The following is a 12,368-nucleotide window of genomic DNA, read 5'->3' on the forward strand; positions in this document are numbered from 1 at the left end:
TTCGAACCTGCGGTTCGAAGCTTCAAGGCATCACTGCGGATGGATCATCATCGGCGCGTCGAGGTCGGTATCGGCGTCGGCGTCGGCCGCGCCCTCTCGCGTGTCGACGGTGGTATAGACCGACATGCCGGCGCGCAGCATGCCCTGCTTCGCGACGCTGTTCGGCACGCGGATGCGGACCGGCAGGCGCTGCACGATCTTGGTGAAGTTGCCGGTGGCGTTGTCGGGCGGCAGCAGCGTGAACACCGAGCCTGCGGCCGGCGAGATGCTGTCGACGATGCCGGTGAACTTGCGGAAGCCGTAGGCGTCGACCTTGATCGTCACCCGCTGGCCCGTGCGGATGCGCTTGAGCTGGGTCTCTTTGTAGTTGGCGTCGATGAAGACGCCGTCGAGCGGCACCACGTTGCCGAGGCGCTGGCCGACATTGATGTAGTCGCCGGTGTTGACCAGGCGGTTGGAGAAGGTGCCGTCGACCGGTGCGCGCACCTTCGTGAAATCGAGATCGCGCTCGGCCTTGGCGAGCTGGGTCTGCAATTCGGCGAGCTGGGCGCGGGCCTCGGCCTGCTGCGCTTTGGTCACCTCGACATTGTCCTTGGCCGCATCATAGGCCGCCTGCGCCGAGCGCACCGCAGCCGCCCCCTGGTCGCGGCCGGCTTCGGAGACTTCGAAGGTGGCGCGCGAGGCAAATCCCTTGGTGCTCAGCGCCTGCTGGCGATCGTAATCGAGATCGGCGCGCTTCAGACCGGCCTGCGCGGACACCAGCTGCGCCTGCGCCTGCTCGACCGCGCTCACCGCGGCGGCAACCTGGCGGCCGATGCGCTCGATCGTCGCCTGCTGGGTCCCGATCCTGGTGCGGGCGGCGTCGACCGCGATGCGATAGTCGCCGTCATCGATCCGGAAGATCACGTCGCCTGCGCGCACCAGCGCGTTGTCGCCGGGCAGGATCGCCGCGATATGGCCCGCGACGCGCGCGCCGAGCATGGTGTTGTTGGCGCGGACATAGGCGTCGTCGGTCGAGATGTAGAAGCGCCCGACCATCAGGTAATAAGCGGCATAGCTCGCGGCAGCGAACGCCAGTAGCCCGACCACACCCATCATCACGAATTTGCGCTTGCCGGACTTCGGCGCGGCGGCAGCCGGCGCCGCCTTCTCGGGCGCAGAAGCAGGCGGCGCCCCGGCGGGACCCTTTTCGCCAGGCCCCTTGTCGCCGGGACCCTTGGCCTCGTCGGCCCTTTTGGCTTCGTCCGTTCTGGCCTGCTCGCCGTGATCGGCGGATGCCTCGCGCGCCATCGCGTCCTCGGCCATCTCAGGCTCGGAACGAACAATGCGTGCAGCCTGATCCCGTGCTGCGGCCATAACTAAGGCTCCCCAGAAAAAATCTCGACGCCCGCAATGGCGGAAGAAGGGCCGTGCGGCGCATCGTCACTCCCACCATTACCATTGACCGAACCGTTCGGTCAATCTATATTCCCGCCCAGCGGATTATAAGGCTTCGATTCGTCCCGGACTGATTCCGGGTTGAGTTCTTTCGAGAGAAGCTAAATCAATGGTTGTAGCGCCCCCAAACCCCCTCCACCTCGTCGTCGGCGACGAGGAGTCCTCGAAGCGCCGCCAGATCCTGGACGGCGCCCGCAAGGTATTCCTGGAGCTCGGTTTCGACGGCGCCAGCATGGGCGAGATCGCCCGCGCCGCCGCCGTCTCCAAGGGCACCCTTTACGTGTATTTCCCCGACAAGGCCGGGCTGTTCGCGGCGATCGTCGAGGAGGAAAAGCGCGAGCAGGGCAAGGTCGCCTTCAACTTCGATCCGGCGCGCGACGTCGACACCACCCTCCCCGAATTCGGCCGTGCCTATGTCGCGGTGCTGTGCCGGCCCGGCGGCGGCTCGGCGATCCGCACCGTGATGGCGATCGCCGAGCGGATGCCCGAGCTCGGCAGCCGGTTCTACACCCATGTGATCGCCTATACGGTCGAGCGCTTCGCCGCCTATCTCGAGACGCGCGCCGCACTCGGCGAGCTCGTGATCGACGACTACGAACTCGCCGCCTGGCAGTTCATGCAGATGTGCCAGGCGACGCTGTTCCAGGCGTTCATCTTCCAGGCCAATCCGTCGCCCTCGCCGGAGCGGATCGCTGATGTCGTCGACAGCGCGACGCGCGTGTTCTTCGCCGCCTACCGGCCGAAGCGGGCGGATTGATCCCCCCGCAGCGTCGATCCAATCCGACGGCTTCTTTTGGAAGTACCGCAACTTCGCGCTTGTCGCGCGCCGCCGCCTCGCGCGACAATTCCCCGGATGAACCGGCATATCGACCCAGATCAAATGTCCAGCGTGATGGCGCGGCTGGGGGACGCCGTGGTCGACCCGGCGGCATGGACCGGCATCATGACGTCGATCTGCGAAGCGGTGGGCGCAACCGGCGCCGTACTGCTGCAAAGCGACGTGCGGACCCCGGACGTGCCGCGCACCGCATCGACCGAAGAGATGGTGCAGCACTACTTCGCACACAACTGGCATGAGCAGGATTCGCGCGCTCCAGGCATTCCGCGAGCAATGGCCGGCGAAGTGATCACCGATCAGGACTTCCTGACACCCGAGCAGATCCGGTCCGATCCGATGTACAACGAGGTGCTGTATCCGTTCGGCTTCAACTGGTTCGCCGGCATCGGCTTCTGGGCCGACAGCGCACCGTGGGTGCTGACGTTGCAGCGCACCGGAGCGGAAGGACATTTCGATACACGCGAGACGCGGTTGCTGGCGCAGCTGGGTCCGCGCCTGACGGAGACAGCGACATTGTCGACCGTGGTCGGCCGCATCGCGCTCGCCTCCATGACCGGTATCCTCGACCGGGTGCGGCAGCCGGCTGTCATACTCGACCGCGCGGGCCTCGTGATCGATCGCAACGAGGCCGCCGATGCCGGCTTCGATGCGGATATCAGGATCAGGGACCGCCGGCTGATCGTGCGCGACAAGGCGGCACAGGCGCGGCTTGATCAAGTCGTCGACCTGATCCGCAGCGCACCCGAGCGCGCGGCGCTGCCGATCGAGCCGATCCTGATCCGCCGTACGCACAAGGGGCCGGTGGTGTTGCGCGTGTTGCCGGTCGACGGCGCGGCACGCAACGTCTTCCTCGGCGCGCGGGCGATGCTGGTCTTCGCCAATTTGACGCCGCGGGCGATGCCCGAGCCCGGCATAGTCGCCCTGGCATTCGGCCTGACGCCGGCGGAAGCGCGGCTGGTGGCGCTGCTCGCGGGTGGCCTCTCGATCGCCGACGCTGCCGAACGGCTCGGGATCGTTCACGACACGGCACGCAACCAGTTGAAGTCGGCCTTCGCCAAGACCGGCACGCACCGCCAGCCCGAACTGGTCAGCCTCGTCCTGCGGATCGCCTGAGCATGGCGCCGCACCGGCGGGGCGCTTACCCTTCGAGACGCGCTGCACACGCGTCAGCGTCACGAGAGAGATTCGACTCAATCCACAATGATGGTCACCCGCCCGATTTCGTCCAGCACCGCCGGGCGTTGACCGCCGTAAGCGCCGCCCTTGAGCACGGCCGTATACGATCCAGCCGCGCGATAAACGTGGGTCCGTTTGAAGCCGCGGATCGGTGAGATCGTGTCATCGGTCCGGCCGTCGCCGAAATCGAGCACGACCACCCCCTCCGGCATCCCCGGCCCCATGCCGGTGAAGATCACCTCGAGCGGCGCGGCGCCCGAGATCGGCGAAGCGGCAAGGGCACTTGTCGCGTTGATCTGCGTCGTCGAGGTCATGTCGATCACACCAAGGGTGATTGCGGAGATGGCAAATATCGGCAAACGCAACGTCATTTCGAATGTCCCGATCATCCACTCGCCGCAAGCAGATTGCGGCGGGTGGTTTTATGAATCAAGCCGCAGGACGCCCTCCTCCGGCTCAGACCAGATGGAAATCGCCTGCGTGCGCTTGCAGCTCCGCCGCCTTGATCCCGGCAAAGGTGATCGTATCGCCGAACGCGTCAGTTATGACAGCGCCAGCGGCGGTATCAGCCGTGTGATTGGATAGCATGTCGTTCACGCTGGCGAAGATCGACTTGTCGAGTTGCACAGCGTCATTGTGCGCAACGAAATCGGTGATCACGTTGGTGCCGAAATGCGGGCGGAACAGGAACGTGTCCGGCCCGTTGTTGCCGGTCAACGTGTCACCATCGCCGCCGATCAGCACGTCCGGGCCATTGCCGCCGATCAGGATGTCGTGCCCCGCCGAGCCGTCGAGCACGTCCTGGCCGTTGCCGCCGTTCAGTGTGGTATGGCTTCCGGCTTGGTAATCGACGCCGGGATTGAACACGACGATGCTCAGCGTCGACGATGCTGTTGCGCCATGCGGATCGGCAATCGTGTAGGCGAAGGTGTCCTGCGCGACGATCTGCGACGGCAAGCCCCCCTTGTTGGCGACATAGACATAGCTGCCGTCGGCATTCAGCGTCAGCGAGCCGTAGGTGCCGGCGATGGTGTGCCCGACATTGCCGGCCGCCCCGTCTACGGCGCTGACCACCGAGTGCCCCTGATCGTGGATGTCAGGATCGGTGTCGTTGGACAGCACACCGTGCGACGCGTCAACCGACAGCGTCGACTTCTTGGCCGTGCCGTTGCTGTCCGCGACCGCGATCGGCGCGTCATTGGCGCCGTTGATGGTGAGGACGACATCCTGGGTGACGGCCCCGCCATGCGCATCGTCGATGATGACGGGCACCGTGACGGTGAGGCTCTCGCCGACCGACAGGAAATCGAGATCCTTGTCGACGATGCTGTAGCTCCAGTCGATCTTGCCTGCGTTGGTGTTGCCGGCCTCGGGCATGATCGTAAAGGCGGCCTCGAGCGAGGCAATCTGCGTCGGCGTGAGTTCCGACGTGTAATCGTGCGTCGAGTCCTGCCAGGTCACTGTCTCGCCGGCGGCATCGATCGTCGCAGTCGGCCGGTCGTTGAGATCGGGATCAGTGAAGGCGATCGCGCCGGCGGTCGTATCCGGCGTCGAACTTCCGGTGACGCCGGGCAATTCGCTGATCGTGCCCGTCAGGTTGGACAGTGCCGGCACCACCGACACGGGATCATTGGTACCGGTGAAGACGACCGTGATCTGCTGGGTCGAAGTGTCACTGACGCTCGAGCCGGTGTGGTGGTCGGCCACCGTGACGTCGTAGACCACGGTCAGCGTCTCGCCAGCCGCCAGGAAGTCCAGATTCTTGTCCGCCAGGTCGAACTGCCAGTTGAGCGTCCCGCTGGTGCCGTCGACGCCAATCGAATCGGTCAGCGCCGTTGCGAGGGCCGCCTGCGTCGCGAGCGGAACCGTGACGCCGCCGGACCAGGTCGCGGTATCAAACGCCTCACTCGCGGTGTGAGTGTCGCCGGCATTCGCGTCGGTGAACGTCAGTGCGCCGAGAAATTCCTGCAGCGAGGCGGAATTGGTGGTGTTGGGCAATTCGGTCAGCGGATGCGGCGATCCCGGATCGGGCGACAGCACCGGCGGACGGTTCAGCACTTCGGTCTCGTTGAATGTGCCGTCGGCGAACTCGAATTTCTGGATGTTGGTGACGGTGTCGGTGCCGTCAGGTGACCCGCCGCGCTGGTCGGCTATCTGGATCGCGCCGCTGCCGAGCAGGGTCGCGATGTATTGCAGCCGGCTGCCGCTGTAGACGACCGTGTTGGTGCCGTCCCCGCCGTCGATCGTGTCGTTGCCGCCATTGCCGCGAAGCACGTTGTCGGCGGCGTTGCCGACGATCGTGTCGTTGCCCGAGCCGCCATTGGCGTCCTCGATCAGCGATGCGGTCTCGGTCGGGTCGTTCGGATCGATCAGCGCATTGGCGATGTTGCCGCGCGCGAAATACTCGGCGCCGCCCGCCCCGTTATTGCCGAGATCGGCGCGCTGCGCGTGCGCCGCGCTGGTGTCCAGAATGGTCCAGGCGCCGGGATTGAGATCGATGGAGAGGTTGGTCGTGTAATTGGAGAAGTCGTAGGTGTCGGTGCCGCCGCCATCCCACAGCGTCATCAGCACGAAATTGCTTTGCGGCGCGCCCTGCCCGACGCCATCGATGAACTCCTCGCCGGTGGTCGGGCTCCAGGTATAGGTGGTGTTGCCGTTGTGCGCCGTGGCGCCATAGTTCGCGCCGTACATGTACTGCAGCGCGGCGATGTCATCTTGCATGTAGGTGGTCGGATGATCGGGCGCGTTGTCACCATTGGTCGCATTGTCGCCAGGAAACTGGCTGTAGGTCATCACCGAGTATTCGTAGGAATTGTGATCAGCCGGCAGCGCGGGGAACGTCACGCCGTGCCCGTCCTGCGTGACGTGGCCGTGCTTCAATCCGAGATTATGGCCGGTCTCGTGCATGATGCCGGCCGCATCCTGGAAGCTGCCGAGCACCGGATTGGTGTAGCCGCCGGTGACGAACCATGCGTCGCCTTGCGCGCCCATCGCGGAGAACGGCGCGTTTCCGTTGTAGCCCAGTTCGGGCGGATTGGCCTCCGCGGTGCCCGGCGCGTTGCCAGGCACGTGCAGTCCGGTGTGCTGGGCGACACTGCTGTCGTCGGTGTAGTCAATCTTGTCGGCATTGGCGTAGCGCAGCGTCGCGCCGGCACTCGTCGTCTCGGTGAAGGTGAGATTGGTGAAACTTGCGACGTTGGCGAGCGCCGTACGCACCGCGGTCTGCTGTGCCGCGGTGAACGCGCTGAAATTGTCGATCTCCTGATAGCCGTATTCAGCGCTGCTGGTGGGAAACGAAAATGTCAGATTCTGCGCGCCGCCCGAACCCCACTCCCATCCCCAGAGAATGCCATCGATATCTGGATTACCGGACAAATTAACAACTTGAGTCATGGGAAAACTCCGTTTTGGGTGAAATGAAAAACGTCCCCAATTCCGTTCAGTTGTCTTGCTGACGTGCGATGCAATTCTTTCTGTTGAGGGTGATTCCGATTTCGAAATTTGCGGCGCAAAGGCCGCTTGATCCGGGATTCACGAGCACCGCACTGAAATCCGCGGCGGCGCGCGAGATTGTTAGGCTTGCGGCAACTACAAGTCAAACGTGTTTCACACTATAACAAAACCATAAATTGTTAGACGAATTCGTCGAAAATTTTGTGCGTGCTCAAGCACCGTCTGTGGGCAGCCTCATTCTGTGAGGGTAGTGTGATCGTCACAAACATGGAGGCACAGTCCGTGACTCCAATCACACGGGATCATCGCTGATGAGCGACCTCATCATCCGACATATGCGACCCGACGAGATCGCGCTCGCGATCGACTGGGCCGCGACGGAGGGATGGAATCCCGGTCTCGCCGATGCGGCCTGCTTTGCCGCCGAAGATTCGCAAGGATTTTTCGTCGGCGAACTCGACGGAGAGCCTGCGGCGGTGATCTCCTGCGTCAATTACGGCGCACAATTCTCCTTCCTCGGCTTCTACATCGTGCGCCCGGATCTGCGCGGCCGCGGCTACGGTCTGAAGATCTGGAACGCGGCCATCGCGCATGCGAGCCCGCGCGTGATCGGGCTCGATGGCGTGGTGGCGCAGCAGGCGAATTACCAAAAGTCCGGCTTCGCGCTCGCTTACGCCAATGTGCGCTACGGCGGCACGGTCACCGCACCGTCCGCGCCGAACCCCGGCATCGTCGCGCTGACCGAGGTGCCTATGGCGCTGATCGAGGCCGATGACGCCACGGTGTTTCCCGCGCCGCGTCCGGCCTTCCTGCGCGCCTGGATCAATACACCGGGACATGTCGGACGCGCGCTGATGCGCGGCGGCCGGCTGGCGGGCTGGGGTGTGATCCGCCCGTGCCGCACCGGCCGCAAGATCGGTCCGCTTGTCGCCGACGACCGCGCCGGCGCCGAGACAATCCTGTCCGCATTGCTCGCGAGCGAAGACGACGGCGCGATATTCCTCGATGTCCCCGCGGTCAACCGCGACGCCGTGGCGCTGGCGCAAGGCCTCGGGCTGTCGCCGGTGTTCGAGACCGCGCGGATGTACACCGGCGCGATCCCGCCATTGCGGATCGATCGCGTGTTCGGCGTCACGACGTTCGAACTCGGCTAGAGAAACCTCTGCGTTCAAATGCCGCACGATCGCGGCCTCGGTTCCTGTGAAGCGGCTCATAACGCGATTGTTCAATAGGGAAATACACCTCTGGTTGAGCGAGAGAGCCAGTTCGGCGCACTTCCGCGCGCTGCGCTCGTCCGCAATAGAAGGAGGTGTCGCATGGCGTTCCTGTTTTTCAATTTCCGCAACATGGGCCTCAGCGAGGCGCTCGCCAATGTCGGTGAGCTCAAGGGCGTCGTCGCCAACACGCTGAAGCAGAGCGGCTTCACCGATGTCGTCAACACCCAGTCGGAGGTCGCCGGCAACAAGAACGGCGTCCGCGTGTCCATCCTGCATCTGCACAATGTCGATCGGCAGTTCTGGCAGGTGTTCATGGCCGGCGGCGATACTGCCGCCACCAAGCAGACGCTCGACGACGTCGTGAACAAGGTCGAGCATCTCGCCTTCCTCTAGAGCTTCCGGTTCTGATTGAAACAGCACCGGAGCTCCGCAGTCGTGCGAAATCCCCGCGGCAAGCCAGCGGGGATTAGCGCTCCTCTAATTCGCTGCCGCGTTGACCTTCGGCGCGGCGACGTTGTCCTGCTCCAGCTCCTCGGGCAGTCCGGCGAAACGCCTTAGCGCCTTCGCCATCTTCACCCGACCGGCGACGCCGGTGATGATGACGTCGACCATCACGAACGACGAGTGGAAGTGACCCTGTGCCTTGAGCTGCTCGACCTTGACGCCGGCCTTCGCGAGCGCATCGCCATAGGCAATGCCCTCGTCGCGCAGCGGATCGAACTCGCTGGTCGCGATGAACGCCGGCGGCAGGCCCTCGAGCTTGCCGCGCAACGGCGCGACGCGCGGATCGGCGCGGTCGGCCGGCGAGCAGTACAGGTCCCAGAACCAGAACATCAGCCCGCGGGTCAGGAAGTAGCCGGCCGCGTTGTCGACATAGGACGGCCGGTCGAACGAGGAGTCGGTGACCGGGCAGATCAGCAGCTGGCCCGCGATCTCGGGCCCGCCGCGATCGCGCGCGAGCTGGCAGGTCACGGCCGCGATGTTGCCGCCGGCGCTCCAGCCCGCGACCAGCACCGGGCCCGCTTTGCCGCCGAGCTCGGCGGTGTGGGCTGCGATCCAGCGCGTCGCCGCATAGCCGTCCTCGGCCGCAGCCGGGAAGCGATGCTCGGGTGCGTGGCGATAGCCGACGCTGACGATGATCATGCCGGTGCGCCGGCACAGATCGCGGCAGAACGGATCGTCCGACAGCTCGTCGCCGAGCACCCAGCCGCCGCCGTGGAAATACACCACAATCGGATGCGGCCCCGGCGTTGCGGGCCGGTAGAGCTTGTACGGCAGCGGCCCTTCAGCGCCCTGCAGCATGCCGGTGTCGACCTCGCCGACCGGACGGCCCGCTGGACGGCCCTTGTTGAACTCGTTGAGGAAGTCGCGCGCGCCCTGCGCCCCCATCGTCTCGATCGGCGGCAGGTTCATCTCGCCGAGCATATTGAGCACCAGCCGCACGTCCGGCTGCAAACGCACCACCTCGCCGTCATTGCACTGCTCGGCAACGCCGGGACCCGAGAGCTTGAAGCCGAGCATGCCGCGCCCGACCACCTCGTTGCAGATGCTGCGATACGGGCCGACGCCGCCGGTATAGGGCATCACGCCCTGCGGCTTGCCCGGCACGTTGGCGCCCGTGTACCAGGTGTTGGCGAGACGATGCAGCGTCAGCGTCGCGCAATCGGCCATGTGGCGTTCCCAGCCGGCCTGCGCGGTCTCGGTTGCTTCCATCGTGGTGAAGCCGGCGTCGCGCAACGCGGCGATGCGATCGACCACCCAGTCGACATGCTGCTCGATCGAGACAGCCATGTTCGACAGCACCGACGGGCTGCCGGGACCGGTGATCATGAACAGATTGGGGAAGCCCGCGACGGTGACGCCGAGATAGGTTTGCGGTCCGTGCGCCCAGACATCCGACAGCGACTTGCCGCCGCGACCGGAGATCGGATGCACCGCCATGATGGCGCCGGTCATCGCGTCGAAGCCGGTGGCGAACACGATGACGTCGACATCGAAGCTGCGCTTGTCGGTCGAGATGCCGCCGCCCGTGATCGCCTTGATCGGCTCCTGCCGCAGATTGACCAGCGTTACGTTCGGACGGTTGTAGGTCGCATAGTAGTTGGTATCGAGGCAGGGACGCTTGGCGCCGAACGGATGATCGTGCGGGGCCAGCGCCGCGGCGATCTCCGGATCCTTGACCACGGCACCGATCTTCTCGCGGATCAGATCGGCGACCAGCCGGTTGCCGTCGACATCGACCGCCTGGTCGGCCCACAACTGGGTCAGGATGTGGACGAGGTCACCCGCCGCCCACGCCTTCTCGAACCGCTCGCGGCGTTCCGCATCGCTCAATTGCCAGCTCACCACGGTCTGCTGCGGATACGGCACACCGGCCATCGACCAGCGCGCCTGCTCGCGATAGGCCGCGCGGTCGGTCTCGAAGAAGGTCTTGCGATCTTCCGGCGCCGGACCATTGCCGGCCGGCAGCGCGAAGTTCGGCGTGCGCTGGAACACTGTGAGCTGCGCGGCCTGTTCGGCGATCAGCGGGATCGACTGAATGCCCGACGATCCGGTGCCGATCACGGCAACGCGCTTGCCCTTCAGATCGACGCCCTGATGCGGCCAGCGCCCGGTGAAATAGATGTCGCCTTTGAAATCCTTGACGCCGTCGATCTCCGGCGGCTTCGGCGACGACAGGCAGCCGGTCGCCATGATGTAGTAACGACACGAGACACTGGCGCCGTTGTTGGTCGCGATCAGCCAGCGTGACGTCGCATCATCCCAGGTCGCCTGCGTCACCTTGGTGCCGAACCTGATATCGCGGCGCAGATCGTAGCGGTCGGCGACGAAGCCGAGATAGCGCAGGATTTCCGGCTGCGTCGCGTATTTCTCCGACCAGGTCCACGCCTGATCGAGCTCGGGATCGAACGTGTAGCTGTAATCGATGGTCTGGATGTCGCAGCGCGCGCCGGGATACCGGTTCCAGTACCAGGTGCCGCCGACATCGGCGCCCTCTTCGAGCGCAACCGCCGAGAAGCCCGCCTTGCGCAGCCGATGCAGCAGATAGAGACCTGCGAAACCGGCGCCGACGACCGCGACGTCGACCTGCTGCGTGGTTCCGCTGTGCGTGGAGTCCGAAGCGCGTGCTGCAACCGCTGCGTCTGGCATGCCATTCCTCCCGTATGTTTTGATTTGACGGAAGGCTAGCCCTGCGCTTTCAGTTTGTCATCACGACAAACGCAATCTGAGGTCGCCGCAATTGTGACGCGTGCGGCCTGGAGCAAGATGCGTAGCGTGTGGACGCAAGTAGTGACGACGCAACGGGTACGGACGGCACCACACACTTCAATGTCGTCCCGGCGAATGCCGGGACCCATAACCACCGATGGACATTGTTGCGCATCGGTGGAACGACGAGTCCCCTTCACAACGTCCGCTGCAGAGTATGGGTCCCGGCTTTCGCCGGGACGACACCGAATATTTGGCCCCGCTTGTGAATCACGAACTCGCTTGTTCTCAAAGTGACGGGACCCGCATTGTGCACTACACCGACCGCATCAAACCGCCATCGACGCGAATGTTCTGTCCGGTGATGTAGCCTGCGCCCTCGGAAACGAGGAACGCGATCGTCGCTGCGATCTCCTCCGCCTTGCCGTAGCGCTTCATCGGCACGCTGTCGCGGCGCGCGTCGGTTGCCGGCAGGCTGTCGATCCAGCCCGGCAGCACATTGTTCATGCGGACATTGTCGGCGGCGTAGCTGTCGGTGAACAGTTTTGTGAACGCGGCGAGCCCGGCGCGGAACACAGCCGAGGTCGGAAACATCGCGCTCGGCTCGAATGCCCAGGCGGTCGAGATGTTGACGATCGCCCCCGACTTCTGCGCCTGCATGTGAGGTGCGACCAGACGTGTCGGGCGGATCACGTTCATCAGGTAGACGTCGAGGCCGGTGTGCCACTGCTCGTCGGTCAGTTCCAGCACACCCGCGCGCGGGCCGTGGCCGGCGCTGTTGACCAGCGCATCGATGCGGCCCCAGCGCGCCATCACGCCGTCGACGGCGCGCTCCAGATCATCGTTCGAACGGTTCGAGCCGGTGAAGCCGATGCCGCCGAGTTCGGCGGCGAGCGCCTCGCCCTTGCCCGACGACGACAGGATCGCAACGCGAAATCCATCCGCGGCAAGCCGCCGTGCCGCCGCCGCTCCCATGCCGCTGCCGCCTGCGGTGACGAGTGCGACCTTCTCTGTTGTCATGATCGAGATCCCATTGA

9 protein-coding genes are annotated in these 12,368 nt (G+C 64.9%); 4 read left to right on the forward strand and 5 right to left on the reverse strand.

Annotated elements, in window-relative coordinates; translation table 11 throughout:
• Nucleotides 1–30: 30 nt before the first annotated feature.
• Nucleotides 31–1,356 carry an HlyD family secretion protein gene (locus CO675_RS25545; RefSeq protein WP_198964738.1) on the reverse strand — a complete coding sequence of 442 codons (1,326 nt, stop codon included), beginning with the start codon at nucleotides 1,354–1,356 and terminating at the stop codon, nucleotides 31–33.
• A 190-nt stretch (nucleotides 1,357–1,546) separates the two neighbouring features.
• On the opposite strand from CO675_RS25545, the gene CO675_RS25550 reads away from it, so the two are divergent.
• Both CO675_RS25550 and CO675_RS25555 read left to right on the forward strand, forming a co-directional pair.
• Nucleotides 1,547–2,194, forward strand: a complete 648-nt coding sequence (locus tag CO675_RS25550) for a TetR/AcrR family transcriptional regulator (protein ID WP_097674595.1) — start codon at nucleotides 1,547–1,549, stop codon at nucleotides 2,192–2,194.
• Between the two features lie 123 nt (nucleotides 2,195–2,317).
• Entirely contained in the window at nucleotides 2,318–3,388 is a 1,071-nt protein-coding gene (locus CO675_RS25555) for a helix-turn-helix transcriptional regulator (protein ID WP_097674596.1), read from the forward strand.
• Nucleotides 3,389–3,465: 77 nt separating this feature from the next.
• Here CO675_RS25555 and CO675_RS25560 read toward each other — a convergent pair whose 3' ends face one another.
• Nucleotides 3,466–3,822 carry a hypothetical protein gene (locus CO675_RS25560; protein WP_143279102.1) on the reverse strand — a complete coding sequence of 119 codons (357 nt, stop codon included), beginning with the start codon at nucleotides 3,820–3,822 and terminating at the stop codon, nucleotides 3,466–3,468.
• Between the two features lie 85 nt (nucleotides 3,823–3,907).
• Entirely contained in the window at nucleotides 3,908–6,844 is a 2,937-nt protein-coding gene (locus CO675_RS25565) for a cadherin-like domain-containing protein (RefSeq protein WP_097674598.1), read from the reverse strand.
• Between the two features lie 371 nt (nucleotides 6,845–7,215).
• On the opposite strand from CO675_RS25565, the gene CO675_RS25570 reads away from it, so the two are divergent.
• Nucleotides 7,216–8,058, forward strand: a complete 843-nt coding sequence (locus CO675_RS25570; protein WP_097674599.1) for a GNAT family N-acetyltransferase — start codon at nucleotides 7,216–7,218, stop codon at nucleotides 8,056–8,058.
• A gap of 162 nt (nucleotides 8,059–8,220) precedes the next feature.
• Nucleotides 8,221–8,514 carry a hypothetical protein gene (locus CO675_RS25575; protein WP_097674600.1) on the forward strand — a complete coding sequence of 98 codons (294 nt, stop codon included), beginning with the start codon at nucleotides 8,221–8,223 and terminating at the stop codon, nucleotides 8,512–8,514.
• An 84-nt stretch (nucleotides 8,515–8,598) separates the two neighbouring features.
• Here CO675_RS25575 and CO675_RS25580 read toward each other — a convergent pair whose 3' ends face one another.
• Both CO675_RS25580 and CO675_RS25585 read right to left on the reverse strand, forming a co-directional pair.
• Nucleotides 8,599–11,271, reverse strand: a complete 2,673-nt coding sequence (locus tag CO675_RS25580) for a flavin-containing monooxygenase (RefSeq protein ID WP_097674601.1) — start codon at nucleotides 11,269–11,271, stop codon at nucleotides 8,599–8,601.
• Nucleotides 11,272–11,646: 375 nt separating this feature from the next.
• Nucleotides 11,647–12,351 (reverse strand): SDR family oxidoreductase, encoded by a 705-nt coding sequence (locus CO675_RS25585; RefSeq protein WP_097674602.1) that lies wholly within the window; start codon nucleotides 12,349–12,351, stop codon nucleotides 11,647–11,649.
• Nucleotides 12,352–12,368 lie beyond the last annotated feature (17 nt).

The sequence above is a fragment of the Bradyrhizobium sp. C9 genome, from assembly GCF_002532045.1.
Lineage (GTDB): Bacteria > Pseudomonadota > Alphaproteobacteria > Rhizobiales > Xanthobacteraceae > Bradyrhizobium.

Coding starts and splice junctions, on each gene's coding strand:
- CO675_RS25565 (WP_097674598.1), bottom strand. CDS start 6,844: ATGACTCAAGTTGTTAATTTGTCCGGTAATCCAGATATCGATGGCATT.
- CO675_RS25580 (WP_097674601.1), bottom strand. CDS start 11,271: ATGCCAGACGCAGCGGTTGCAGCACGCGCTTCGGACTCCACGCACAGC.
- CO675_RS25545 (WP_198964738.1), bottom strand. CDS start 1,356: ATGGCCGCAGCACGGGATCAGGCTGCACGCATTGTTCGTTCCGAGCCT.
- CO675_RS25560 (WP_143279102.1), bottom strand. CDS start 3,822: ATGACGTTGCGTTTGCCGATATTTGCCATCTCCGCAATCACCCTTGGT.
- CO675_RS25555 (WP_097674596.1), top strand. CDS start 2,318: ATGTCCAGCGTGATGGCGCGGCTGGGGGACGCCGTGGTCGACCCGGCG.
- CO675_RS25585 (WP_097674602.1), bottom strand. CDS start 12,351: ATGACAACAGAGAAGGTCGCACTCGTCACCGCAGGCGGCAGCGGCATG.
- CO675_RS25575 (WP_097674600.1), top strand. CDS start 8,221: ATGGCGTTCCTGTTTTTCAATTTCCGCAACATGGGCCTCAGCGAGGCG.
- CO675_RS25570 (WP_097674599.1), top strand. CDS start 7,216: ATGAGCGACCTCATCATCCGACATATGCGACCCGACGAGATCGCGCTC.
- CO675_RS25550 (WP_097674595.1), top strand. CDS start 1,547: ATGGTTGTAGCGCCCCCAAACCCCCTCCACCTCGTCGTCGGCGACGAG.